The organism is Streptomyces sp. RB17 (genome assembly GCF_009604455.1).
Taxonomy (GTDB): Bacteria; Actinomycetota; Actinomycetes; order Streptomycetales; family Streptomycetaceae; genus Streptomyces.
This window is the reverse complement of record NZ_WEGL01000016.1, coordinates 42,233-64,276: the sequence shown is the minus strand read 5'-3', so window position 1 is coordinate 64,276 and position 22,044 is coordinate 42,233. Positions and strand designations below refer to the sequence as shown.

22 protein-coding genes and 8 pseudogenes are annotated in these 22,044 nt (G+C 69.1%); 13 read left to right on the top strand and 17 right to left on the bottom strand.

Translation table 11 applies throughout. The annotated features are described in order from the left end of the window. Positions 1 to 124: 124 nt before the first annotated feature. Complete coding sequence (locus SRB17_RS42045) at positions 125 to 739, bottom strand: TetR/AcrR family transcriptional regulator (protein WP_153547021.1); 615 nt, start codon at positions 737 to 739, stop codon at positions 125 to 127. A 96-nt stretch (positions 740 to 835) separates the two neighbouring features. Here SRB17_RS42045 and SRB17_RS42040 point away from each other — a divergent pair, with 96 nt between their 5' ends. Continuing rightward, entirely contained in the window at positions 836 to 2,008 is a 1,173-nt protein-coding gene (locus SRB17_RS42040) for an alpha/beta hydrolase family protein (RefSeq protein ID WP_228396612.1), read from the top strand. Positions 2,009 to 2,604: 596 nt separating this feature from the next. On the opposite strand, the pseudogene SRB17_RS47805 reads toward SRB17_RS42040, so the two are convergent. After that, a pseudogene (locus tag SRB17_RS47805) lies at positions 2,605 to 2,751 on the bottom strand (IS630 family transposase); the annotation flags it as partial. Between the two features lie 65 nt (positions 2,752 to 2,816). Then, positions 2,817 to 2,870: pseudogene (locus SRB17_RS47165) on the bottom strand (hypothetical protein); the annotation flags it as partial. 184 nt (positions 2,871 to 3,054) lie between these two features. On the opposite strand from SRB17_RS47165, the gene SRB17_RS42030 reads away from it, so the two are divergent. The 3 genes from SRB17_RS42030 to SRB17_RS42020 all read left to right on the top strand — a co-directional run bounded on the left by SRB17_RS42030 (position 3,055) and on the right by SRB17_RS42020 (position 4,573). Further along, on the top strand, positions 3,055 to 3,381 hold the full coding sequence (locus tag SRB17_RS42030; protein WP_153547019.1) for a hypothetical protein: 327 nt from the start codon (positions 3,055 to 3,057) through the stop codon (positions 3,379 to 3,381). A 49-nt stretch (positions 3,382 to 3,430) separates the two neighbouring features. Beyond that, on the top strand, positions 3,431 to 4,315 hold the full coding sequence (locus SRB17_RS42025; RefSeq protein WP_323377506.1) for a fructosamine kinase family protein: 885 nt from the start codon (positions 3,431 to 3,433) through the stop codon (positions 4,313 to 4,315). Between the two features lie 117 nt (positions 4,316 to 4,432). Next, a complete protein-coding gene (locus tag SRB17_RS42020; RefSeq protein WP_194294322.1) occupies positions 4,433 to 4,573 on the top strand; it encodes a hypothetical protein in 141 nt (46 codons plus the stop codon). A 4-nt stretch (positions 4,574 to 4,577) separates the two neighbouring features. Here the strand turns inward: SRB17_RS42020 and SRB17_RS42015 are convergent, their stop codons facing one another. From SRB17_RS42015 to SRB17_RS41990, 6 genes are all read right to left on the bottom strand, one after another. Further along, on the bottom strand, positions 4,578 to 5,339 hold the full coding sequence (locus tag SRB17_RS42015) for a maleylpyruvate isomerase family mycothiol-dependent enzyme (protein ID WP_323377505.1): 762 nt from the start codon (positions 5,337 to 5,339) through the stop codon (positions 4,578 to 4,580). A gap of 130 nt (positions 5,340 to 5,469) precedes the next feature. Further along, a complete protein-coding gene (locus tag SRB17_RS42010; protein WP_153547017.1) occupies positions 5,470 to 5,835 on the bottom strand; it encodes a hypothetical protein in 366 nt (121 codons plus the stop codon). A gap of 19 nt (positions 5,836 to 5,854) precedes the next feature. Then, positions 5,855 to 6,352, bottom strand: coding sequence for a carboxymuconolactone decarboxylase family protein (locus SRB17_RS42005; RefSeq protein ID WP_228396611.1), 498 nt, complete (start codon positions 6,350 to 6,352; stop codon positions 5,855 to 5,857). Positions 6,353 to 6,485: 133 nt separating this feature from the next. Then, positions 6,486 to 6,647: a hypothetical protein gene (locus tag SRB17_RS42000; RefSeq protein WP_153547015.1), complete on the bottom strand. Its 162-nt coding sequence runs from the start codon at positions 6,645 to 6,647 to the stop codon at positions 6,486 to 6,488. A gap of 164 nt (positions 6,648 to 6,811) precedes the next feature. After that, a complete protein-coding gene (locus SRB17_RS41995) occupies positions 6,812 to 7,390 on the bottom strand; it encodes a GNAT family N-acetyltransferase (RefSeq protein ID WP_153547013.1) in 579 nt (192 codons plus the stop codon). A gap of 198 nt (positions 7,391 to 7,588) precedes the next feature. Next, on the bottom strand, positions 7,589 to 7,981 hold the full coding sequence (locus SRB17_RS41990; protein WP_323377507.1) for a hypothetical protein: 393 nt from the start codon (positions 7,979 to 7,981) through the stop codon (positions 7,589 to 7,591). A gap of 18 nt (positions 7,982 to 7,999) precedes the next feature. Here SRB17_RS41990 and SRB17_RS47160 point away from each other — a divergent pair. The 3 genes and pseudogenes from SRB17_RS47160 to SRB17_RS41980 all read left to right on the top strand — a co-directional run. Beyond that, positions 8,000 to 8,173 (top strand): annotated as a pseudogene (locus tag SRB17_RS47160) (IS256 family transposase); the annotation flags it as partial. An 820-nt stretch (positions 8,174 to 8,993) separates the two neighbouring features. Continuing rightward, positions 8,994 to 9,941, top strand: a complete 948-nt coding sequence (locus SRB17_RS41985) for an NAD-dependent epimerase/dehydratase family protein (RefSeq protein ID WP_153547011.1) — start codon at positions 8,994 to 8,996, stop codon at positions 9,939 to 9,941. Positions 9,942 to 9,999: 58 nt separating this feature from the next. Continuing rightward, positions 10,000 to 10,893: an RNA polymerase sigma-70 factor gene (locus SRB17_RS41980; protein WP_153547009.1), complete on the top strand. Its 894-nt coding sequence runs from the start codon at positions 10,000 to 10,002 to the stop codon at positions 10,891 to 10,893. 19 nt (positions 10,894 to 10,912) lie between these two features. Here SRB17_RS41980 and SRB17_RS41975 read toward each other — a convergent pair whose 3' ends face one another. From SRB17_RS41975 to SRB17_RS41965, 3 genes are read right to left on the bottom strand one after another with little or no spacing between them, the layout of a single operon-like run. Further along, positions 10,913 to 11,941 (bottom strand): aldo/keto reductase, encoded by a 1,029-nt coding sequence (locus SRB17_RS41975; protein WP_153547007.1) that lies wholly within the window; start codon positions 11,939 to 11,941, stop codon positions 10,913 to 10,915. Continuing rightward, complete coding sequence (locus SRB17_RS41970) at positions 11,941 to 12,834, bottom strand: alpha/beta hydrolase (RefSeq protein WP_194294321.1); 894 nt, start codon at positions 12,832 to 12,834, stop codon at positions 11,941 to 11,943. Before SRB17_RS41970 ends, SRB17_RS41975 begins: the two co-directional genes overlap by 1 nt. A gap of 50 nt (positions 12,835 to 12,884) precedes the next feature. Further along, positions 12,885 to 13,781 (bottom strand): AraC family transcriptional regulator, encoded by an 897-nt coding sequence (locus SRB17_RS41965; RefSeq protein ID WP_194294320.1) that lies wholly within the window; start codon positions 13,779 to 13,781, stop codon positions 12,885 to 12,887. 243 nt (positions 13,782 to 14,024) lie between these two features. Here SRB17_RS41965 and SRB17_RS41960 point away from each other — a divergent pair. Continuing rightward, positions 14,025 to 14,358, top strand: a pseudogene (locus tag SRB17_RS41960) (histidine kinase dimerization/phospho-acceptor domain-containing protein); the annotation flags it as partial. Between the two features lie 39 nt (positions 14,359 to 14,397). Here the strand turns inward: SRB17_RS41960 and SRB17_RS41955 are convergent. Next, positions 14,398 to 15,097, bottom strand: a pseudogene (locus SRB17_RS41955) (response regulator transcription factor). Positions 15,098 to 15,231: 134 nt separating this feature from the next. Between SRB17_RS41955 and SRB17_RS41950 the strand changes: the two are divergent. Both SRB17_RS41950 and SRB17_RS41945 read left to right on the top strand, forming a co-directional pair. Continuing rightward, on the top strand, positions 15,232 to 15,933 hold the full coding sequence (locus SRB17_RS41950) for a PepSY domain-containing protein (RefSeq protein WP_153547001.1): 702 nt from the start codon (positions 15,232 to 15,234) through the stop codon (positions 15,931 to 15,933). 153 nt (positions 15,934 to 16,086) lie between these two features. Then, positions 16,087 to 16,869, top strand: coding sequence for a class I SAM-dependent methyltransferase (locus SRB17_RS41945; protein ID WP_153546999.1), 783 nt, complete (start codon positions 16,087 to 16,089; stop codon positions 16,867 to 16,869). Positions 16,870 to 16,896: 27 nt separating this feature from the next. Here the strand turns inward: SRB17_RS41945 and SRB17_RS47155 are convergent, their stop codons facing one another. Further along, the gene (locus tag SRB17_RS47155; protein ID WP_323377504.1) at positions 16,897 to 17,526 is read right to left on the bottom strand and encodes a response regulator transcription factor; all 630 of its coding nucleotides are present in this window, start codon (positions 17,524 to 17,526) and stop codon (positions 16,897 to 16,899) included. Positions 17,527 to 17,869: 343 nt separating this feature from the next. Between SRB17_RS47155 and SRB17_RS48735 the strand changes: the two genes are divergently transcribed. After that, on the top strand, positions 17,870 to 18,037 hold the full coding sequence (locus SRB17_RS48735; protein WP_153546995.1) for a hypothetical protein: 168 nt from the start codon (positions 17,870 to 17,872) through the stop codon (positions 18,035 to 18,037). 570 nt (positions 18,038 to 18,607) lie between these two features. Here the strand turns inward: SRB17_RS48735 and SRB17_RS41930 are convergent. Further along, positions 18,608 to 19,027: pseudogene (locus tag SRB17_RS41930) on the bottom strand (RNA-guided endonuclease InsQ/TnpB family protein); the annotation flags it as partial. Positions 19,028 to 19,030: 3 nt separating this feature from the next. On the opposite strand from SRB17_RS41930, the pseudogene tnpA reads away from it, so the two are divergent. Both tnpA and SRB17_RS41920 read left to right on the top strand, forming a co-directional pair. Next, positions 19,031 to 19,297 (top strand): annotated as a pseudogene (gene tnpA / locus SRB17_RS41925) (IS200/IS605 family transposase); the annotation flags it as partial. A 442-nt stretch (positions 19,298 to 19,739) separates the two neighbouring features. Further along, complete coding sequence (locus SRB17_RS41920) at positions 19,740 to 20,192, top strand: hypothetical protein (RefSeq protein WP_153546993.1); 453 nt, start codon at positions 19,740 to 19,742, stop codon at positions 20,190 to 20,192. 183 nt (positions 20,193 to 20,375) lie between these two features. Here the strand turns inward: SRB17_RS41920 and SRB17_RS41915 are convergent. Next, a pseudogene (locus tag SRB17_RS41915) lies at positions 20,376 to 20,693 on the bottom strand (nucleotidyltransferase family protein); the annotation flags it as partial. Between the two features lie 52 nt (positions 20,694 to 20,745). Then, entirely contained in the window at positions 20,746 to 21,966 is a 1,221-nt protein-coding gene (locus SRB17_RS41910; protein ID WP_153546991.1) for an RNA-guided endonuclease InsQ/TnpB family protein, read from the bottom strand. Positions 21,967 to 22,044: the final 78 nt, after the last annotated feature.

Sequence of the window (22,044 nt, the reverse complement as noted above, 5' to 3'; positions counted from 1 at the left end):
ATCACATCCTGCACTGGTCAACCTGGCGTCGACGGCGCCAACACCAGGCCCGCATCAGCCACTACAAACGACGCGGACACATCCCCTGACCTGGCCATCAGTCACGGCAAGCACCGTTGCAGTACTAGCGGACGGCTGCCTTCAGTGCAGCCTCGGTGGCGGTGGTCAGTGTCTCCAGGTAGTCGTCGTCGCTGCGCTCCTGCATGAGCAGCATGCGGAAAACGAGAGGTGCGATGAGCAGGTCGGTGCCGAGTTCCAGATCCAACGTGGGTGGAAGTTCGCCGTGGTCGATCGCGCCTTGCAGTATCGCGCGTGCTGCCAGACGCCGCGGGGCGGCCACTTCCGTGTAGAGCATCTCCGCGAGGGCGCTGTCGCGGCTGGACTCGGCGAGCAGTTCCGTCCCGATCCGGGCCAGGAGCGGATTGGCCAGTTGGCTGCGGAAGGTTGCGAGCAGTTCGCGCAGGTCGGTGTGCAAGTCGCCGGTGGCCGGCGTGTGTGGGAGTGTGTCGGTGACCTTGTTGTGGATCAACTCACTGATCATCGCCTGCTTCGAGGGCCAGCGCCGGTAGAGCGCGGCCTTGCCCACGCCGGCACGCCGGGCCACCGCCTCCATCGACAACCGCGCATACCCGGCCTCGGCGAGTTCGGTGAAGGCTGCCTCGGTGATCGCGTCGGTCACCCGCTGCCGCAGGACCGCCCCGCCGGTCGCCGGCCTGGTCTCCTTTTGCTCTGCTGCCATGATCCGATCATAACGAACGGAACGGTCTCGTTCCGTGTGTTAGCCTGAAGAGGTAATGGAACGCTACCGTTCCGTTCCATTAATCGAAGGGAGCCGATGATGAAATTCCTCTACGACGACGAGTCCTTCTCCTTCGAGGCGCTGCGGGCTGCGGGCTATGCCGCCTACGGCGGCGCCGACCTCGGCGAGGTCCTGGTCACCTGCCGGCGCATCCCGGAGGGGGACGAGGAGGCCTGGTCGGCCCAGTGGGCCGCGACGGCGGCGCGCATCGAGCGCATCGGCCGGGACGCGCTGGCCGCCGGGCACCGCGTCAGTGCCCGGGAGGCGCTGCTGCGCGCGTCCAACTACTACCGGACCGCCGACTTCTACCGCCGCGAGGATCCCGCCGCCGACACCGAGTCGGCGCGGCTCGCCAGGGCCTCCCAGCAGACGTTCGCCGACGCGGCCGCCCTGCTCGACACTCCGGCCCGCGCCCTGCGCATCCCGTACGAGGACACCACGCTGCCCGGCTACCTCTTCCTCGCCGACGATTCGGGCACCCCGCGCCCGACTCTGCTCTACCACGGCGGGTACGACTCCACGCTGGAGGAGAACTACTTCGCGCTGGCCGCGGGCGCGCTGCGGCGCGGCTACAACGTCATCGCGTTCGACGGCCCCGGCCAGGGCAGCACCGTCCGCGAGCAGGGCCTGCACTTCAGGCCGGACTGGGAGGCCGTGGTCACCCCCGTCGTCGACTTCGCGCTCACCGTGCCCGAGGTGGACGCCGAGCGACTCGTGCTGGTCGGCACGAGCCTCGGCGGCTACCTCGCCGCGCGGGCGGCCGCCTTCGAGCACCGCATCGCCGCGTGCGTGCTGCACGACGGCGTCGACGACTTCCACGAAGTCGCCGCCGCAACCGCCGGCCGAGCCGCTTCGACGCCCGGCGGTATCGAGGCGCTGATGGCACAGAACACCATGGTGCGATGGGTGGTGCGCAACGGCCGGTGGACCTTCGGTGTGTCCGACTTCGACGAGATGGTCAAGGCAACCGAGGCATACACCCTGGCGGGTATCGCCGACCGCATCACCTGCCCGACACTCGTCCTCGACGCCGAGAACGACCAGTTCTTCAAGGGGCAGCCGCAGCGTCTGCTCGGCGAGCTGACCTGCCAGAAGGAGCTGATCGTCTTCCGTGAGGACGAAGGCGCAGGCGAGCACTGCCACGAGGGCGCGCTCTCCCTGTTCCACCAGCGCACGTTCGACTGGCTCGACACCCTGTTCGCCAGCTGACCCCGCAGGCTGGCCGGCAGGTCGTGCCGAACCGGAGTGTGGACCATGACCGCGTTGGGGAACGCGCTGGTCAGGCGGTCGGCGGCCCTCTGCCCGCGGTGGCCGGAGCCGTTGTCCACGCTCCAGAGCACCTGCTTGGCACTCGCGCAGGGTTCGGTGCTCATGACCTGGGCGACCAGGTTCATGAACGGGTCGATGCCGGTCCTGGGCGCGGTGCGATCGAACACCCGGGCGTCGTGGACGTCGTAGGCGGCGAGGTAGGCCAGGGCGCCGCCGCGGCCGTATGTGTGGTTGACCCGCATTGCCCGGGCCTGCCCCGGGGCCAGGGCGGGGTGGCAGCGGCAGCGGACCTGGATGGAGGTCTTCTCGTCGGCGCTGATGACGTACTCGTCCGGTCCGAGCGGCCGGCCTTGCCAGGTGCGGGCGTAGAGGTCCAGCACGCGGAGGTCCAGCACGCGGGTCGCCCTGGGTCCGAAATCGGGGTCGGTGATGAAGATCCAGGATCGGGGCTGCCAGGGCTTGAGTGCGTCCTGGGCCAGCCAGCGGCGCACGGTGGAAGCTGACCCGGACGGGGCGATGTCCCGCTGCACGGCCTCGCGGGTCAGCTCCGGGCACGACCAGCGCGAGAGCGGGACGCCGGTCTCGGCGGGCAGTTGGCAGGCCAGTGCCTCGACCTTGGCGGCCTGCAGTGGGGTGAACGAGGGTGGCCGAACGGGGCGACGACAGTCGGCCGGCCCGGCCATGCCCTCTTGGGCGAACCGGCCCGCCAGGTCCGTACGGTGTCCACGTGCAGGCCCGTCTCGCGGGCGATGCGCGCGTTGGAGTGGCCCAGTGCCGCGTGGAGCACGATGTGCGCGCGCATCCGGCCCGGGTGGGCAGTCTTGTGGCCGTAGGCCATCTTCTTCAGCCGGTGCCTCTGCGAGGCGGTCAGCGATATCGGGCAGGCAGCAGCAACGGGCAAGGCGGGCAGGCCGATCAGCAGAAGTGGATCTTACTGGCTGGAGCCTGCCGTACCACTGACACGGGCGACCGGGCAGGATGACCCCATGCCCACCGTGCCGGAGGCGGCCAAGGCCTCCCTCGCCCAGAAGCTGACCGCGCGAGCCCGTACCGCCTGGCCCAAGCTCACTGGCCTGGACGTCCGTTACCGCGGTCAGTTCGCCTCCGTCGACGGCGAACTGGCGCATGGCGAGTCGATCAAACTCATGCGTCCGCGCTACGGCGGCTCCGCCAGCACCTGGGGCTTCGCCCTCTACCTCGCCGGCACCGACAAGTACGAAGACAGCATCCTGCCCACCGGCACCTTCGCCGGCACCCCCGAAGAAGCCCTGGACTGTGCCCGCGGCCTCTACCTCACCGCCCCCGGCATCTGAGCCCGGATCCACCCTCGTTGATTTCGACTACGACGACAGGAGCACACCCGTGACAGACGCGATGTCCTTCCTGCTCGAACGCCTGCATGCGGCCGGCCTGACCGACGTCGTCGCGGCCGAACCGGCCACTGGAGGCCTCGCCGCGACCGCGGGGCTCGCACGCCGCGGTGACGGCACGCCGGTGTTCGTCAAGGCGTTCGGCGAGCCGCCGTCGGACGACGCCTTCGCCGCGGAAGCCGAAGGGCTCACCGTGCTGCGCGAGGCGGGCGGCATTGCCACGCCCGAGATCATCCTCGCGGACCGCGACTTGCTCGTATTGTCCGTGCTGCAGTCCCGGCCGGGCACCGAGGCCTTCTGGGAGCAGTTCGCGCATGCGCTCGCCCACCTGCACACCACCACGCGATACCCCCGATTCGGGTGGCACCGTGACAACTGGCTGGGCCGTCGTCGGCAGGTCAACACCTGGGATGACGACGGGTTCGAGTTCTTCGCCCAGCACCGACTGCTGCGCTGGCTCGGCGAGCGTCGCGTCCAGGAGGCGCTCGACGCCGCGGACCGGACGGCGCTGGAGCGGCTGTGCGACCGGCTGCCCGAACTGCTGCCGGTCAGGCCCGCGTGCCTGACGCACGGCGACCTGTGGGCGCAGAACGTCATGGCCACCCCCGACGGGTGGCCCGCGCTGATCGACCCGGCCGTGTCGTACACGTGGGCCGAGGTCGACCTGGCCCACCTGTGGACGACGGCTCCGCCGCCCGAGGCACACGTGTTCTTCAAGCTGTACGCCGAGCTGACCGGGCTCGACCGCGACTGGCGCGAACGCATGCCGATCCTCCAGCTACGCCAGCACCTCGCCGTGATCGCCCAGTTCGACCCCGACTGGGGCGCCGCCGATCTCGTGCGCGCCACACTCGCTCCGTTCCGGCAACGGCCCTGAGCTCAGCTGAGTGGACGCCAGTCACGACACCGGCTCCGAAGTCAACCCCCGAAGGACTTCCGGAGCCGACCACTAAGAGCACCTAACAGAAAACCCGGTCGTAGCCATATCCCCTTCATGGCTGAGTCGGCAGTGCTGCGGGAGGCGCTCGGGCCCGAGCTGTACGAGGCCGTACTGGCCGTCCGCCGCGCGGAGGCGAAGCTGTTCGCGATGTTCACCGACGCGGACCTCATCGAAGCCGTCCGCTGGCGGTATTGACTGGCTACTCCTCCGGCTCCCAGGCGATCAGCTGCTCGAACACCTGCTGGTCGCCCTCGATCTTCAGGTCGCTGAGCGTGAGGCGGCCCCAGACGAAGAGGAGCAGTTGCTCGGCCGTGCCGGTGGCCGAAGCGGAGGCGGGCGCGGCGTCGTCCGTGAGGGGTGCGGGCCAGGCGCCGGTGCCGTCCAGCGCGAGGAGCCAGGAGCGGCCCTCGGTGGCGTGGTAGTGAATGGTGGCGGCCTCGTGCGGCCAGGCCGCCGGGGTGGAGTTGCAGGTGTCGAGAAACTCGGCCACGCCGTCGATCGCGACGTCCGCCGGCATCGGCTGCACGGCGCCTGCGGCGAGCTGGGCGTCGTAGGTGTGCACCAGCACCTCGTGCACCCGGCGCCGGGCAACGCCCCAGGAATTCGCCGGCGACACGCCGGCGCCCCACCACACCCAGCACTCGCGCTCCGAGCCGGCCTCGCGCAGCGCACTCAGCAGCAGCTCGTTCGACTCGGCGTACCAGGCCAGCAGCGCCTCGAGCTCGCGCGGCACCTCCGCGGCATCCTTGGCCGGCGGAGCCTCGGCCGGGCCCGCGGCGACGATCGCGGCCCACCAGCGCTGGCCCGTACCCAGGTGCTGCACCAGATCGAACAACGTCCACTCGGGGCATGACGGCACCGGCGCGTCAAGGCTGGGCGCGGCGGCAACCGCACTCCGGAACGCGGCCGACCGCTCGTCGATCAGTTGCAGCAGGGCGGAATACTCAAGACTCTCTGTCACATCGCTTACGTATCACCCCAGCTCAGCCGACCGCACCCGATTTTCCACGCCGTCAGCTGCGGGAGTTGGAGCACCTCATACAAAGCCTGGTCGTAGCCATATCCCCTTCCTGGCTGGCTCGTTGAACGAGTCATGGGGAAGGGGAACGGTCCTGCGCGGATGGTGCCGGATGACCTGTGGCGACGGAGACCTCAAGCGAAACAGGTGACTGCGGCGGTCGGCCCAGATCCGCGTGGAGCATCGCGTTGACCTCGTCCGCGTGTGCTTCGATGCTGTCGCGGAGTCGACGCAGGCGGGTGATGCGTTCGGCTGCGCTGCTTGTCCGCAACTTCCACCGGTTGCGGAGTTGCAGGTCGAAGACGCGTGCGAGTTCTTCCTGAGGGCGGGCCTCGAACGCTTCGGCAAGACGTTCCTGGACGCTGTGATCGTCTCGCCCGACCGGACTGCCCAGCCGGACGGCATCCAGTTCCAGCAATTCGGCGACGGTCGGAACCATGGAAAAGCCCCGCTGCGGCCTACTGCTTCAGGCCGACCGCGTTCGACGGAACGTCGAAGGCTGCCAGGGTCAGCGACACGCCGGTGAACCAGCCCATCAGCACGGTCAGGTCGACGATGCCCTTGTCGCCGATGGTCTCCTGGGCTCGCCTGAACAGGCCTACCGGAACCACGCGAGGCTGGACGAGCGTTGACGCGAGTTCGTAGACGAGTTGCTGCCGAGGCTCGTCGAAGGAGGTCGGCAGGCCGGCGATCAGGGCTTCGACCTTGCACGGCTCAAGGCCGCCCAGCGCCACACCGATCTTCTCGTGCTCGTAGCTGGCATAGGCCGCGAGCCAGCGACCGGTGATGACGTTCGTGACGATCTCGATCTCCGCCTTCGACAGCGACGAGTCCTTCTGGAAGTACGCTCCGGTTGGCACGATCGCCTTGAGCAGGGTCGGGTTGGCCAGCCAGATCTTGTGCGGACCCGACACCAGACCGCGCAGTTTCAGGGTGCACTCGTAGGCGCTGCGCATCTCCGGGGCATCTCGTCGACCGGGACCTCTACGTATCGGCCGAAGGTCCCGAAGTCGTCAGCGTCGTCGAACATGGCAAACTCCTTCTTCTCGTTGATCACTTCACGTCCCGTCATCTCCAGACCGCTGCACTTCAGGCGGCGTGGGTGACCGGCACGACCGGATCTCCGGCCGGAACGTCGTAGACGTTGAGGATGGCGCTGATCGCCAGATAGTGGATGGTCACGAACACCATCGTGTCGAAGGCTTCCTGCCCGAGCTTCTCGACGACGGCGGTGTACAGCGGTCCCGGCAACGGACCTCCATCGAGCAGGGCGCCGGCGACGTCCGCCGCGAGTACCTCCTCCTCGGTGAGGTCGCCGGGGCGCCTGCCCGCGCACAGCGGCGCCGTTGCGTGTGGATGAGGCGCAGTGATCAGCTGCTTGAGGTCAGCCGCTACCGGGTGCCGAGCGACGGAACTCAGCGGGCGGGAACCGGCTCGGACGACGGCTGCCACTCCCGCCTGATCAGCCCGTAGACCCACGAGTCAGAGACCTCGCCGTTGACGACGCAGTCTTCCCGCAACGTCCCTTCACGCACGAAGCCGAGCTTCTCCAGCACGCGGGCAGAGGCCACGTTGCGCGTATCGGTCTCAGCTTGGACGCGATTCAGGTCCAGCGTGTCGAATGCCCACCGCAGCAGAGCGCGCGCGGCCTCGGTCGCGTAGCCGTGGCCCCACGCTGCATCGTCGAAGCAGTAGCCAAGCGACGCGCTGCGGTAGTCCGGATTCCACCTGTTCAGGCTGCACCAGCCGATGAACACCCCGTCGGAGACACGATCTACGGCCAGCCGCGCCCCGGTGCCCTCCTGTGCCATCTGCCGGCAAGCCGTGATGAACTTCTCGGCGCGCACGCGTTCGCTCCACGGTGGCGCGTCCCAGTAGCGCAGCACGTAGGCGCTGCTGTGCAGTGCGAAGAGGTCGTTCGCATCCGCGTCTTCGAAGGCACGCAGTCGAAGGCGAGCGGTGTGCAACGAGGGGGTGGGCAGCGACGTCCTCATGTTCCCTCCCCTGATCGGTGGCCGATCAATCAGACATCTGATGCGGGTCACTCGCAACGGGTTTTCTCGGCGGGCTGGCAGAACAACGTGTCCGCTCATCGGCGCGACCGAGCGCCCCCAGAGGGCAGCACCTGAGGTGATGCCCGGTTTGGCCTTTCGGTTGGGCTGAGCAGGCTGGTTGCGGCCCGCCGGAGGGGGCTACGGCCGCGGCAGGGTGAACAGCCCCTGCTCGGTCTCGGCCAGGATCCCCCGCTCGGCGAGCCGCTTAAGTTTCAGACGGACGTTGTTGATGTTGCTGGGAGCGATCTCCAAGTCCATCGCCTCACACACCGCCCGCGCCCGCAGCGGGGCATCGGCCGCGGCGAACACCGCCATGACCTGCTGGTAGGCCGGATGGTCCGGCAGCCTCGCGGCCGGCGGCACGGCCAGTGGCGGATCGGGCAGCTTCAGCGGCGTCTTGCGAGTGATCCGGATCTCCTCGGCGGCGGCGTCGAACCCGTCCAGGAGTGCGGTCAGCTCCGCGATCCTCTCCCGGGCCCCTTCGGCCTGCGCGGCGATCTCCCGCTCCCGCTCCTCCAGCCGCGCCAGCACCGCCCCCAACGTCAGCTCCCCGCCGCTCTGGACCGTCTCGCCGCCGCGGTCCTGGCCGAACTCCACGACGAATGGCAGGTCTTCGACCGCCGCTACCTGTCCGAAGCCCCCATGGCCGAGCTCTTCACCACCCAACCAACCGAACCCGAACCACAGATCACCCCACAACCGGAACCGAAACAGCTGCCGTGACTACACCACCCCGCGGGACATGACCCATGCTCCCGCGCCAGGCGGGCGTGGAAGTGCCGGTCAGCATCTTCGACATCCGGTCGCTTATCGCCCAGTACACCCGGGACTCGGCCGAGGCGAGCTGGTGCTCGTAGTCACGCACTAGCCTGCGGTGGAGCAGCCGGTGGCAAGCACCGTACCCGTCATGGAGAGCACCGCACTCACATGCGCATCCCGGTGCGTATCCACTCCCAAAACCACGTCCCCCGCCGGGCGACTACGACGGGCCTGCGGAGCAAGTGACGTACTGGACATGGTCGAACTGGACATGCCCGCTCCCCTTTCCGGTCCGTTGACTCATCGCGTTGCCGGTACCGGGCCTCGCCTGGCGGTCAGAATCGTGACGACGCCACAACAATCGGCAGGCCCCTATCGGGACACACCCCGCCGGCCGGCACCGACAGCGCACCATCCCCGGCCAAGAGCCAACACTGCCAGACCTGGACACTTCGGTCACAGATGTCATGAGTCAGACCCCAGACCCGGGACAGCACTCGTCAATCCTCCCGCCCGTCACAACATCCCCACGAGGAACCGCCGCTCCCTCGCTGGAGGTCGCGATGCGGGCCTGGGGGTCCGCATCCCGCCCACGACTCCCTGCCATGGCTGTGCCACGCGGCGCGGACCCGGTCCGTCGGGCAGGGCACCACCACGCTGCACTGTGACCCGGATCACCCGGACCGGCTGTCACAGGGTCGTGGGCTCGCCCGTCCTGAGTCCGTCAGCGCGCGGCCCGGCACCACGCCGGACCGCAGGACCACCACCTCAGGAGTCCGCCATCATGCGTGTTCTCGTTGCCGGAGCGAGCGGTGTCATCGGCAGCCGTCTCGTCCCCCTGCTCATCGCCGTCGGCCACGACGTGGTCGCCCTGGCCCGCGCCTCCCGGCGCACCGCCGTGCTCGAAGCCGTCGGCGCGGGCGTCGTCGTCGCCGACGCACTTGACCACGACCAACTGCACGCCGCCGTACGGCAGGCCGCGCCCGACGCGGTCGTCAACCTGCTCACCGCCATCCCCACTGATGTCGACCCGCGCCGCCTGGCCAGGGACTTCGCCCTCACCAACCGGCTGCGTACCGAAGGCACCCGCAACCTGATGGCGGCCGCCCGGGCGACGGGCGCGGGGCGGATCGTCGCCCAGGGACTAGCGTACGGCTATCAGCCGGGCGCCGGACTCGCCAACGAAGACGACCCGCTGTGGCACAACGCGACCCCTCGCCAGTTCACGCCGGTGCTCGCCGCTCTGGACTCGCTGGAGGAGCAGACAGCCGCGGCGGGCGGCACGGTCCTGCGGTTCGGGCACCTGTACGGCCCCGGTTCCGCTTACGCCGTCGACGGCGCCTTCACCGCCCAGGTCCGGGCGGGCAAGGTTCCGCTGGTCGGCGGCGGGAACTCGGTGTTCTCCTTCACGCACGCCGACGACGCGGCCACCGCGATCGTCGCCGCACTCGACCGCGATGCCGGCGGCGTCCTCAACGTCGTCGACGACGATCCGGCACCGCTGCACGTGTGGCTGCCGGAGTTCGCCGCCGGGCTCGGCGCGCCCGCGCCCAAGCGCGCTCCGGCCGCTCTGGCCCGGCTCGCGGTCGGGGGCTGGGGTGTCGCATTCATGAACCAGCTGCGTGGTGCCGCCAATGCCAGGGCCCGTCTTGCGCTCAACTGGCGTCCGCGGTACGCCTCTTGGCGCGAGGGCCTGCCGGTGACGGATACGGCCGCCGCCCAGGCGGCATGATGCGGTTGAGCGTTCCGCGTCACGTCCACCGCAGGGAAGTCCGACGAAGGGTCCGCCAATGACCACCACGCCCCCCACGGCCGCAGAGGCCCCGGACACGGTCTTCGAGGAGTACCGGCCGATGCTGCTCGGCCTCGCGTACCGGCTGACGGGCAGCATGTGGGATGCCGAGGACGTGGTGCAGGAGGCGTATCTGCGCTGGGCCGCGGCGGACCGCGCCGAGATCCGTGTCCCGCGCGCCTTCCTGATCACCGTCGTCTCACGCCTGGCCCTGGACCAGTTGCGCTCGGCACGCGTGACACGCGAGGCGTACACCGGACCGTGGCTGCCCGAACCGGTCGCCTCCGACGCGTTCGGTCCGGCACAGACCGCCGAGCTGCGGGACTCGCTCGCGTACGCGACACTCCATCTTATGGAGCGTCTGACCCCCCCGGAGCGCGCGGTGTTCGTGCTGCGGGAGGCGTTCGACCTGCCGTACGACGAGATCGCTTCAATCGTCGGCGTGACCTTGGCGAACTGCCGCCAGCTGCACAGCCGCGCGGCCCGCCACCTCGCCACCGACCGCGAAAGGTTCCACCTCGACGCGGACGCGCACGGTGAACTGTTGCGGCGCTTCCTCGATGCGGCGCAGCACGGCGATCTGGCCGCCCTGACCGACCTGTTGAGCGAGGACGTGGTGGTCTGGAACGACGGGGGCGGCAAAGTCCGCGCCGCACTGCGGCCGGTCGAGGGGCGCGCGAACGTCCTGGCGTTCCTGGCCGGCCTTCTCACCCGCTACGGCCTGGGTGAGACACGGCTGGTCGAGGTGGGCGACGGCTCGCCGGCGGTGTGGACCCAGGTCGACGGCAGCCGCCAGCTCGTCGCGTTCGACGTACGCGAGGACGGCCTGATCCACGGCATCTTCGCCGTCCTCAACCCCGACAAGCTCACGCACGTGGCCCCCCGGCCGTGACCGGGGAAACCGCACTGTGTCAGTACTGTCCGCGGCGGCCGTCGGTCCGCTTCCCGCTGGGCCCGTACACGAAGTCGCTGGTCGTGTCGAGGATGAAGTCCATCGGGAAACCGAGCTCGATCGCGCTCACCTTGTCGAGCCGGGCGAGGGCGTCGTCCGGCAGCTCCAGGTCGATCGCAGCGAGGTTGTCGGCCAGTTGGACCGGGGTGCGGGCGCCGAGGATCGGGTGGATCCACGGCCGGTGCGCCCTGGTCCACGCGAGGGCGACCTGCGAGGAGGACACCCCGAGCTCGTCGGCGACCGCGTCCACGGCCCGTGCGATCGTCAGGTCGCGTTCGGAGACGGCGGCGCGGTCGACCCGCGACGGACCGTCGCTGCCGGGCCGGGTGAACTTGCCGGACAGGACTCCGGCGGCCAGCGGCGACCACGCGGCCACCGACAGATCCAGGTTCGCCGCCATGGGCAGCAGTTCACGCTCGATGTCGCGCTTGACCAGGCTGTAGGGAAGCTGCAGACCGGCGAACGGTGTCCATCCACGCAGCTCGGCCATGGTCTGGGCGCGGGAGATCAACCACGCGGGGGCGTCCGAGATACCGATGTACAGCACCTTGCCCGCGCGGACGAGGTCGTCGAGGGCCCGCATCGTCTCCTCGACCGGCGTGTTGGGGTCCCAGATGTGCACGAACAGCAGATCGATGTAGTCCGTGCCCAGGCGCTTCAGGCTTCCCTCCACCGAACGGGCAAGGTTCTTACGGTGGTTGCCGCTTGCGTTGGGGTCACTCCCGTCCATGGTCAGCGTGTACTTCGTGGACAGCACGAAGCGGTCGCGGTCGGACCCCAGCAGTTCACCGACGATGCGCTCACTGCTGCCCTCCGTGTACCGGTTGGCCGTGTCGATGACGTTCCCGCCGGCCTCCGCGTACGCGGTGAACATCGCCCGGCACTCCTCCTTGCCGGCACCCCACCCCCAGTCCTCACCGAACGTCATCGTGCCCAGGAACGCTTCGGAGACCCGAAGCCCGGTCCGGCCCAGCAGCCGGTAACGCATCACAGGCTCCCGTCGAAGAAGGAAACGGCGCGGTCAACGGCCGGTAGCACATAGGTGTCGTCGTCGTACAGGTCGATGTGATTGCTCGTGTCCAGCACGAGAAGCTCCTTCGGTCCGGACACCTTGACGAAGGCCGCCTCCGCGTCGGCCGCCGGGACGGCCTGGTCACCGCGGCCGTGCACGATCAGCAGGGGCGCGGTGACCAGCGGCAGGTACGCGTCCACGTCGAGCGTCAGCTCCTGCAGCACCGACAGCGCGGTGCAGCGGTTCTCCCAGCCGGGGCGGGCACCACGCTCGGTGCCGTAGTAGGCGAACGGCTCCGGGCCGGGATTGCCGGCGGGCATGCCCTCCGGGTTGACCGCGGGCCAGTACGCTACCTCGCCGGTGTCCACCTGCTGCTGCGCGATCTGCGCGAACTGCCCCATCAGAGCAGTGAAGTTGTCCGCCCCGAACCGCTCGCGAATCAGCGTGGGGTTGTTGTACGCCGCCGCGATCAGCGCCACCGCCTTGACACGGGGGTCGAACGCGGCGAGCTGCACGGAGTAGATACCGCCCAGGCACACCCCGCACACCGCGATCTTCTCCCCATCGACCTCGGGCCGACCGGCCAGAAAACCCACGGCACTGCGCAGGTCCGCGACCTTGGCGGTGGCATCCTCGTGCTGGCGCGGTGTGCCCTCGCTGTCGCCCCAGTTGCGGTGGTCGAAGGCCAGGGCCAGATATCCGCGCTCGGCGAACCGCGCCGCGTAATACCCGACCACCTGGTCCTTTACCCCGGAAAACGGGCCCGTCAGCATGACCGCGCCACGCGGTTCGGTGCCCGGCACAGGCAGATGCAGGTCACCCACCAGCCGGTAACCGTCGCTGTCGAATTCGATCTTCTCGATCGGCACGTGCGTTCCCTTCGGTTGTGCCGAGGCAGGTCCTCGGCCCAGGAGGAAAACTACGAGCGGCGGTCACCCGCCGTATTGCACGTTCTTGCCCCGCCCGCGTCGACGCGGGGCCGGCCCGTCCACGCCGCGCCACGGAACGTCGCCTGGTACACGGCCGGGGTGACGCCGTACGCCGAGGCGAACACCCGCGTCAGGTGCGCCTGGTCATGGAAACCCGTCGCGTACGCGGCCTCGGCGATCGCGCTCCCCCGCCGCAGCAACTCCCGTGCCCGGTCGAGCCGGAGCCGTAGATGCAGCTTGTGCGGAGGCAGTCCGAACCACGCCGTGCAGACGCGCACGAGCCGGTACTTGCTCACGCCCGCCACCACGCTCAGTTCGTCGAGCGTCACATTGCGGCTGAGGTGCGCCCGCAGATACTCGCGTACGACCTCGGGGGCACGCCGCGCCGCCCCCGTCCCCCTGACTTCGCCCGCCGCGTGGGGCGCGTGCCGGGCCAGTGCCGCGACGAAGTCCAGAACCCCCGTCTCCCGAGTCAGCGCCGAACCGGTCCGCCCGGCCGGCTCGTACAGGGCCCCGTGCACGTCCCGGAAACGGTCGGCGAGACCCCCGTCCTCCCGGATCACCGGATCGCCGAACCGCACCGCGCCGGGCGCGGCGACCTCGGCGATCAACGACGGCGCCACACACATGATGAGCCACCGCGCGGGATCGTCATCGTCCGGCCCCCCGGAGTGCGCGTCATCGGCATGCAGCGCGACCAACTGCCCCGGGGCGGCCCGGAACGTCGTGCCGCGCCGCCGCACGGTGAAACCGGAGTCGAGCACAAGGACGACCTTGAGCTCTTCATGGACGTTGCCCCGGTAGGACTGGGCGCAGCCCCCCACCACGACGACATCCGAAACGTCGCCCGACACCTGCGGAGCCGCGCTCCGATCCGCCCCCGACATGGCAGCAACCTTAGTGGTCGGCTCCGGAAGTCCTTCGGGGTTTGACGTGCGACCCCACCGCATGCAGGGCCTGAGATAGGTCTGGGTCGAGGTGGAGGCTGCAAGCCCAGTCCAGGGCGTCCTCCGGGGAGCCAGCGAAGTCGCCGGTGGGCAGGGCGCACTCCGCATCATATGGACCATAGACGGCCCTGCCTCTCGCATCGGCGCTCGCACTGCCCAGCGCCAGGGCGGTTGCCCAGACTCGCCAGCGAGTCGTCGGTGGAGCGTCAGCACCGCTTCGTTCGCCGACGCCTCCCACGAACTGCGCAGCCCCATCGCCTCCCTGCGCACCCAGCTGGAGGTCGCCGAGCAGCATCCCGAGCTGCTGGACGTCCCCGACCTGCTGCACGACGTCGTACGCCTCAACCACCTGGCCGCCGACCTGCTGCGGCTCACCCGCCTCGACGCCGGCGAGAGCGCCGCCGACGCCCTGGTCGACCTGGGGACTGTTGTGCCGGAGGAGGCGGCCCGGCGCGCGCCGACCGACCGCATCACCCCCACGATCACTACCGCCGATACCGCGCTGGAGGTGAAGGGAGGCATCGTGGCCTCCGCCGGCCTCCAGCCGGTACCCGGCTCAGCGCACGGTGGTGATCGACCGCCGCCCGAAGGGCACGTCGATCTTGCGGCGCAGGGCGCTGACGTAGACCTCGACGATGTTCGGGTCGCCGTCGTAGGCGAAGTCCCACACGTGATCGAGCATGTTGCCCTTCGACACCACCTGTCCGGCGTGCAGGGCCAGGTGTTCCAGGACCGCGAACTCCTTCGCGGTCAGCGTGATGTCCGTGCCCCCCCCGCTCCACGCGTTTGGCCGCCGGGCCGACGGTCAGGTCGCCGATCCGCAGGACCTGTGATCCGGCGCGGGTGCGGCGGCGAAGGAGCGCCCTGATGCGGGATTGCAGGACCACATAGGAGAATGGCTTGGTCAGATAGTCGTCCGCGCCGGTGTCGAGGCCCTCGGCCTCGTCGTACTCGCCGTCCTTGGCGGTGAGCATCAGGATCGGCGTGTCATGGCCGGCGGCCCGCAGCTGCGCGCACACGCGGTAGCCGTTAGGGCCGGGCAGCATGATGTCCAGGACAACCACGTCGTAATCCTGCTCCTGCGCCAAGTGCAGACCGGTGACGCCGTCATGGGCCGCATCCACGGCGAAGCCCTCGGCGCCCAGGCCGCGGGCCAGGGCGGTGGCGAGGCGTTTCTCGTCCTCCACGATCAAGAATCGAAAGGGGCGGCGCGTAGCGCCTCCGGCAGGGCGGTGGTGGGAGACGGGCGGGCGCATGCCTCAAGCGTCGCAGACCGTTCCTGAAGGGATCTTCAGGACGCTTCAGCGTGGCTTCAGGATCGCTCGCGCATGGTGGACGGCGTCAGGACGACACCGTCCCGCACTGTCCGTTGAAGAAGGGAAACGTACTCATGAAGGCTCGTCTGCGCACCCTGACCAGCCGTCGCCGCACCGTCGCCACCGTGCTCACGGCCACCGTGGTCTTCGGCGGCGCCGGAGCCGCGGCCGCCTTCGCCTTCGCCGAGGTCGGCGACCACCACAACGTCAAGACCGTCACGACCAACGCTGCCGGTCTTGACCGCGACGACCACGGAAACGACCATGATCACGACAGCGCCCTGGTCAAGAGCGCCAAGATCGACATCAAGCAGGCCGCCACCACCGCCACGAAGTCCGTCGCGGGAACCGTCACCGCCGTCGACCTGGACAGCCAGAATGGCAAAGCGGTGTGGAAGGTCGACGTGACCGACTCCAAGGGCACCAAGCACGAGGTCACCGTCAACGACACGGACGGCAAGGTCACCGCGACCAAGGCCGACCAGGACAACGACTCCGACGACCGCAGCGGCGACGAAGCCCTGGCCAAGGCCGCCAAGACCGACCTGGCCAAGGCCGTGGACGCGGCTCTCGCCAAGGTCAAGGGCACCGCCACCTCCGCCGACCTCGACAAGCACCACGGCAGGACCGCAGCCTGGCACGTCGACGTGACGGACGCCAAGGGCAAGGACCACGAGGTCGCCGTCGACGCGCAGAACGGCAAGGTCACGGCTGCCAAGACCGACGAGGACCGGAACGACAACGACAGCTCCTCCGGCGACCACGACGAGGACTGACGACGTAGGACGGCACTCACTTCCGGGAGAGACCGCTCCCGCGGCCCCCCGCCCCGCCCGGTCACACCGCTGGTCACCGGTCTGCGGGAGGCCGTACCGCAAGCCCCGGGCTACGCTGCCGGACGGGGGCTGACGTGGATCACGGAGGCAGCCATGCCGAAGTCCGAGCTGTCGAGGAACCGGTCGTCCCTGGGGCACAAGCTGCGTTATGCCCTGCGGTACCCCGGCCGGATCCCTCGCTATCTACGCCGCGCTGCACGGGACAACTGGCTGGGTCTCCGGCACCGCGACCACGTGGCGTACTACCGCGCGGTCATGGCCGCCGACACCGGGCGCAGCCCGGAGCGTGCCGTCGGCAGCGGCTCGGAGGAACGCTGGTTGGCGCTGGGGCAGATGCAGTTCGACTACCTGGTCGAGCACGGCCTGAAGCCGCAGGACCGGATGCTGGAGATCGGCTGCGGGAACCTGCGCGCGGGGTGGCGGTTCATCGGCTACCTCGACCCCGGTCGCTACTACGGCATCGACATATCGCCGGACATCCTCCTCGAGGCACAGCACACCATCGTCCAGCGGGGCCTGCAGGACCGGCTACCCCACCTGGCGCTCGTCGAGAACCTGACGCTCGACTTCCTGCCCTCGGGCTGGTTCACCGTGGTGCACGCCCACAGCCTCTTCTCGCACTCGCCGCTGGAGGTGATCGACGAGTGCCTGGCCCACGTCGGCCGGGTGCTGGCCCCCGGCGGCTTCTTCGACTTCACCTATGACCGCACGGAGGGCACCGAGCACCAGGTGCTCCGCGAGGACTTCTACTACCGCACCGAGACCCTGCTCTCGCTGGCCGAGCGGCACGGCCTGATCGCGCGTTTCATGGACGACTGGGAGCGGCGCCCGCACGGCCAGTCGAAGATCCGGGTCACGCACGCGGCAGCGGTTTAGCTTGTGCCCCCGGAAAACGCGACGCCGTCAGCGGCGCAGCCAGGCGAGCACCGCGAGGACCCGGCGATGGTCGGTGTCGGCCGGTGGCAGGTCGAGCTTGGTGAAGATGCTGCGGATGTGTTTGCTGACCGCGGCGTCGGTGACGTAGAGCGTCTTGGCGATCGCCGCGTTGAAGCGGCCCTCGGCCATCAGCGCGAGCACCTCCCGTTCCCGTGGGGAGAGCCGGTCGATCGAGTCACGGCGGCGACGCAGCCGCTGGCGCACCACCTGCGGGTCGACGACGGTCCCGCCGGCGAGCACCCGGCCGACCGCGTCGACGAAGTCCGCGACGTCGGCGATCCGGTTCTTGAGCAGGTACCCGGTGCCGGCGTCACCGCTGTCGAGCAGCTCGGTTGCATAGGTCTGCTCCACGTATTGGGAGAGCACCAGCAGGGGGAGCTTCGGATGCCGCCCGCATAACTGGACGGCGTCGCGCAGCCCGTCGTCGGCGTTGCCGGGCGGCATCCGTACGTCGGTGAGCACCAGGTCCGGCGGGTCGGCGTCCACCGTGGAGAGCAGCGCGGGCGCGTCGCCGACCGCCGCAGTCACGGCGTATCCGAAGCGTTCGAGCAGACCGACCAGCCCCTCACGGAGCAGCACGCCGTCCTCGGCGATCACGACCCTGGGTCGCTGGTCTGGGTGCACGGAATCTGCAGCACGGTTGGCCCACCCGGCGGGCTGGACAGGCCCGCCGCCGCGGGCCGCCGACGCCGTCGTCGCCGACCTCCAGCACCAGGCGGTCCTCCACGAGTCGTCCGGTGACCCAGGCTCGCCGCGCCTCGCTGTGCTTGGCCACGTTGGCAAGCGCCTCGCAGACCGCGAAGTACCCGGCCGCCTCGAGCGGCTCCGGCAGCCGCCGGGGCAACTCGACCGCGACGTCCACAGGTACCGGGGACCGCCCGGCCACGTCCGCGACCCCGGCGGGCAGGCCGCGGTCGGTGAGCACCTGCGGGTGGATGCCATGGATGAGTTCGCCCAGCTCGGCGAGCGCGAGCTTGGCCTGCTCGTGCGCATGCGCGACGAGATCGGCGACCGGCCCGGCGGGCAGGTCGAGCCGGGCGAGGATCGTTTTCCGCGGGGAGTCAGCGAGCGCCGCGGTTGCTGGCTGTTCGGGTACCGGATCAGGTGATGCGGTGTCCCCCGTCGACGTGCAGCACGGTTCCGGTGATGAGTCCGTTGTTCAGCACCGACGAGAGGCATATAACTCCGTCCGGAAGCGTGACACTTCCGTGACCGCGTCCCGCAGGACGCCCTGATGTCCCAAACTCACGACCACTCGCGCACGGCTGGAGGAGTGACCGTCAGCCGTGCCTGATCAGCCAAGCAGCAGTTTTGACGGCTGCGTGTCCTTGGCCTGCCCGTGTACGTTAAGCAGACGACACGTCGCGTGCACCGTGTGTCTGCGGCCTTGATCTGCATCTCCTCCATCTTCGGCGCAGGTCGGGCCGCATCCTTATCGCCTGACGGACCGGCCGGTGAAGGCGGCCCCAGGAGGTCCCCCGGGGCCGCAGGCCAGTCATGAAGATCCCCCACTCCCCGTTCGGTTCACCGTGGCCTTCAACACTTCATGCCCTGCGGCCAGGGACTTCCCCTCGGCAGGGTGCTGTTGTACGGCCTCGCATCCGAGGCCGAATCCACCCACACACAGAGGGATGTGACCGTGGTGACTCCTCCCCCGGCTGAAGCCGGGGGCTTCTCGTTAACCCTGGCGGGCGTCGCGACGGACCAGCCCGGCCCGTAGAACGTTCAGGGCTCCCACCGTGTCTGCGTGCGCGCTGTGGCCGCAGGATTGACAGTGGAACTTCTCCTGAGTGGGCCGGTTCTCCGCTGAGACGTGCCCGCATTCGGGGCAGGTCCGGGAGGTGTTGCGGGGGTGCACGGCAATCACATCTCGTCCGGCGCTTTCAGCCTTGGCGTGCAGGATCGTCAGGAACACCGCCCATCCGGCATCTGAGATCGAGTGCTTGAGACCAGCCTCCGCCGCCGACCCGTTGGGCAGGAAACTGCCCGGCTGCTCAGGGTCGGGCTTGGGCGCGGAGGCCTTGACCATGTTGCGGATCTTGAGGTCTTCGTGCGCGATGTAGTCGTGTTCCCGCACGAGGTCAAGCGCGGTCTTGTGAAGTTCGAGGTGGAGTTGCGTGAGTTCAACGGCGAAACGGATCACGTGCACCTCTTGGTGCACTACCCGCCGAAGGTCGCCCTGTCCAAGCTGATCAACAGCCTCAAGGGCGTCAGCTCCCGATACCTGCGGGCCGAGTACACCGCCCGACTCAACCGGATCGGCATGGGCTCGGTGTTCTGGTCCCGCTCCTACTTCGCAGGCTCCTGCGGAGGTGCGCCGCTCACAGTGATCCGCCAGTACATCGAGGGCCAGAAGCGGCCTATCTGACCCTCACCCCGCAGGCGGAGCGAACTTCGGCGCTGCGCGCCTCCGGGCCGAGGATGCATTCCCCCGGCTAGAGCCGGGGATACCCCGCAAGATCAGGGATGGGCGGTCGCCAACGCGGCGAATCGTTATGTGGGCTTCAGCCGGACCGATCATGCCCGCGTGATCGGCATGCCAGCCGTTGCGATGGCTCCCCTGCCGCCATCACTGTCCGTGGCCGCATTGAGCCGATTGAGCGACAAAAGGTAAGGGAAAAGTAAGAGTGATTGTCAGGAAGGACGTCGCCCAGCCTGCGGATTTACCCAAAGCGATAGAAGCTTGAACGGCTCGCGTGCCCGTTTCGACAGGCCGCTCGGCCGCGCTCGGGCCAGCCTGGATTCGCGAACCGCCCCGAGTGGCCGATTCGCTCCCAGGGGGGACTCCGACGAAAAACGGGAGACCCACAATGAGCTTCACCCGAAGCCGCCGCGCCCGTGCGCTTGCCGCCGGTGCCCTGTCCGCCGCCATGCTGTCGACCGGTACGGCGGGAGCCGTCGCCGCAACCGGGACGCCGGCCCCCAAGCCCTCCATGACGCGCACCGGTATGCCGAGCATGAAGCCGTCGCCGAAGCCGACCGCCATGGGCTCGATCACCGTCTCGGCCAACCGCAAGTCCGTAAAGGTGGGCAACACCGTGGCGTTCACGGGCCGAGTCAAGGGCATCAAGGCCGGTTCTACGCTGGTTCTCCAGCATCTGCACAACGGCAAGTGGACCACACTGAGGACCACGGCGGCCGTCAACAAGAACGGCACCTACACGATCAAGCGGACGTTCACCAACAAGGGCACCGAACAGGTGCGGGTGGCGGCCAAGTCCGGCACGTTCCACTCCTCGCCGGTCACCGTTCAGGTCAGCTGACGGCGCGCCGATGCGGGTCCAGAGCTGCTCGTAGGTCCTTTCGGCAGGACCGCTCCGCCGCACTGTTCTCGCGACCGAGTTCCCCGCCGCGATCCTCGCGGCGGGGACTCGGTGTCCACATCAAGGTCGCCGTCCAGTGGCAGCAGGCATCCGCGGCGGACTGGGCCGCCTACGCTGCCGACGTCAGTCGACGGACGAGGTCGACATGACACTTGTGGAGGGCCAGTCCAGAACAGTCAGCTCGGGCCATTGCTCTCGCCACCGCGCTGCCTTGGTCTCATAGACCGCCCGTGGAGCGAGCACCGGGTTCGGCCGGACGACGAGGTTGAACACGTCCGACAGGCCGTGCGGCGCATACACGCGCCACCGGCCGTCCGCTTCCACACGTACTCCGAGGCAGCAGGTCGTCGCGGCGAAACTGTCGATCGCCGCCTCAGTGAAGTCATACGGCGGACACGGGACACCGAACTTGTCCGGATACCAGAGTTGAAGGCTCCCCTCCCTGAAGGGAGGGGGATTCGTCACCCTCCAGGGCTGAGCGGGGATTTACGGCTCAGGCCGCCACCGGAGCCAGCGGCTCAGGTGGTCTTACGCCCTCGACACCGTCCGGGTTCCAACCTGCCCGGACCAGCATCACGCGGGCGGAGTTCTTGTCCCTGGGGGACACGGCTCCACACACGGTGCAGGCATACGTTCTCATCGACAGAGGTAGTGCGTGCTTGGTTCTCGCTCCGCACTTGGCACAGTCCATCGTGGTGTGCGCCGGGTGCACCAGACGGACGTCCCGCCCGTGCTTGCGGCCCATCTCGCACAGGGCACGCTTCGTCGCGGCAATGGCGGCATCGGCCGCCTTGCGGGCCATGGTGGTCTTCGCCAGGAACCTCGGCCTAAAGTCCTCCACCGCAACCCCGTCATGGCCACGCATCACGGACTTGGCCCACTTGCGGCCGGTGTCCTCACGCTGCCTCGCGATCTTCTTGTGCAGCTTCGCCGCCTGCGCCTGCGCGGCCCGGTAGCCCGCGGATGCGGGCTGTCCCTTCGGACGCCGACGCCGGGCCATCATCCGCTGATACCTCGCCAGCCGCTGCGCGGCCCGCTTGCCGTGCTCGCCATGCGGCAGATCGTAGGCGTCGTCAGTGGTCGTGGCGGCCTCCTTCACACCCCAGTCCACCCCGAGCACGCGCCCCGTGCGGGCGAGCGGTTCGCTCTGCGCGGCAACGACGAAGGACACGTACCAATGTCCGAGCGTGTCCCGGTACACGCGCACACTCGACGGATCGGCCGGAAGGGGCCGCGACCACACCACCCTCAGCACGATCCCGCCTGCAAGGTGCAGGCGGCCGTCCTTGAGGCGGAAACCGCGCTTCGTGTAGTTGAGGCTGCACCGCGCCTCCCGCTTCTTCTTGAAGCGGGGCATCTGGGCCCGGCAGTGCATCGGCAACCGGTCCTTGATGTCCTTCAGCGCTTTCGCCCTCGACTTGGCAAAGTCCCGAATCACCTGCTGCTGCGGCACCGACGCGCCCTCAGCCAGCCATGGCGTCACCCCGCGGGCCTCGGTCAGCATCCTGTCCAACTGCGCCGGACCACAGGTCACCTTCTCGCCGGTCGCCCGGCTCTGCGCGTGCGCCTGCTTGGACTTCGCGACGCACTCATTCCAGATCCACCGGCAGCGCGCCCACTCCGCTTCAAGTGCGCGCCGCGCAGCAGCCGACAGGCGCACACGGAAGGTGTACCGGGCATGCCCGGTGTCCTTCGTGGTCGCCTCTGCCGTCATGCACCCGAACCTACCCGAGAGGACTGACAGTTGAGAGCTCTTGATCAATTGTGGGCGCGACATCACCGCTGCCCGGGG

Coding starts and splice junctions, on each gene's coding strand:
- SRB17_RS41980 (WP_153547009.1), top strand. CDS start 10,000: ATGACCACCACGCCCCCCACGGCCGCAGAGGCCCCGGACACGGTCTTC.
- SRB17_RS41985 (WP_153547011.1), top strand. CDS start 8,994: ATGCGTGTTCTCGTTGCCGGAGCGAGCGGTGTCATCGGCAGCCGTCTC.
- SRB17_RS41910 (WP_153546991.1), bottom strand. CDS start 21,966: ATGACGGCAGAGGCGACCACGAAGGACACCGGGCATGCCCGGTACACC.
- SRB17_RS41995 (WP_153547013.1), bottom strand. CDS start 7,390: ATGAGGACGTCGCTGCCCACCCCCTCGTTGCACACCGCTCGCCTTCGA.
- SRB17_RS42020 (WP_194294322.1), top strand. CDS start 4,433: ATGGCTGAGTCGGCAGTGCTGCGGGAGGCGCTCGGGCCCGAGCTGTAC.
- SRB17_RS42040 (WP_228396612.1), top strand. CDS start 836: ATGATGAAATTCCTCTACGACGACGAGTCCTTCTCCTTCGAGGCGCTG.
- SRB17_RS41920 (WP_153546993.1), top strand. CDS start 19,740: ATGAGCTTCACCCGAAGCCGCCGCGCCCGTGCGCTTGCCGCCGGTGCC.
- SRB17_RS41950 (WP_153547001.1), top strand. CDS start 15,232: ATGAAGGCTCGTCTGCGCACCCTGACCAGCCGTCGCCGCACCGTCGCC.
- SRB17_RS42030 (WP_153547019.1), top strand. CDS start 3,055: ATGCCCACCGTGCCGGAGGCGGCCAAGGCCTCCCTCGCCCAGAAGCTG.
- SRB17_RS48735 (WP_153546995.1), top strand. CDS start 17,870: ATGGATGAGTTCGCCCAGCTCGGCGAGCGCGAGCTTGGCCTGCTCGTG.
- SRB17_RS41945 (WP_153546999.1), top strand. CDS start 16,087: ATGCCGAAGTCCGAGCTGTCGAGGAACCGGTCGTCCCTGGGGCACAAG.
- SRB17_RS42005 (WP_228396611.1), bottom strand. CDS start 6,352: ATGCGCAGCGCCTACGAGTGCACCCTGAAACTGCGCGGTCTGGTGTCG.
- SRB17_RS41975 (WP_153547007.1), bottom strand. CDS start 11,941: ATGCGTTACCGGCTGCTGGGCCGGACCGGGCTTCGGGTCTCCGAAGCG.
- SRB17_RS42045 (WP_153547021.1), bottom strand. CDS start 739: ATGGCAGCAGAGCAAAAGGAGACCAGGCCGGCGACCGGCGGGGCGGTC.
- SRB17_RS41965 (WP_194294320.1), bottom strand. CDS start 13,781: ATGTCGGGGGCGGATCGGAGCGCGGCTCCGCAGGTGTCGGGCGACGTT.
- SRB17_RS42010 (WP_153547017.1), bottom strand. CDS start 5,835: ATGGTTCCGACCGTCGCCGAATTGCTGGAACTGGATGCCGTCCGGCTG.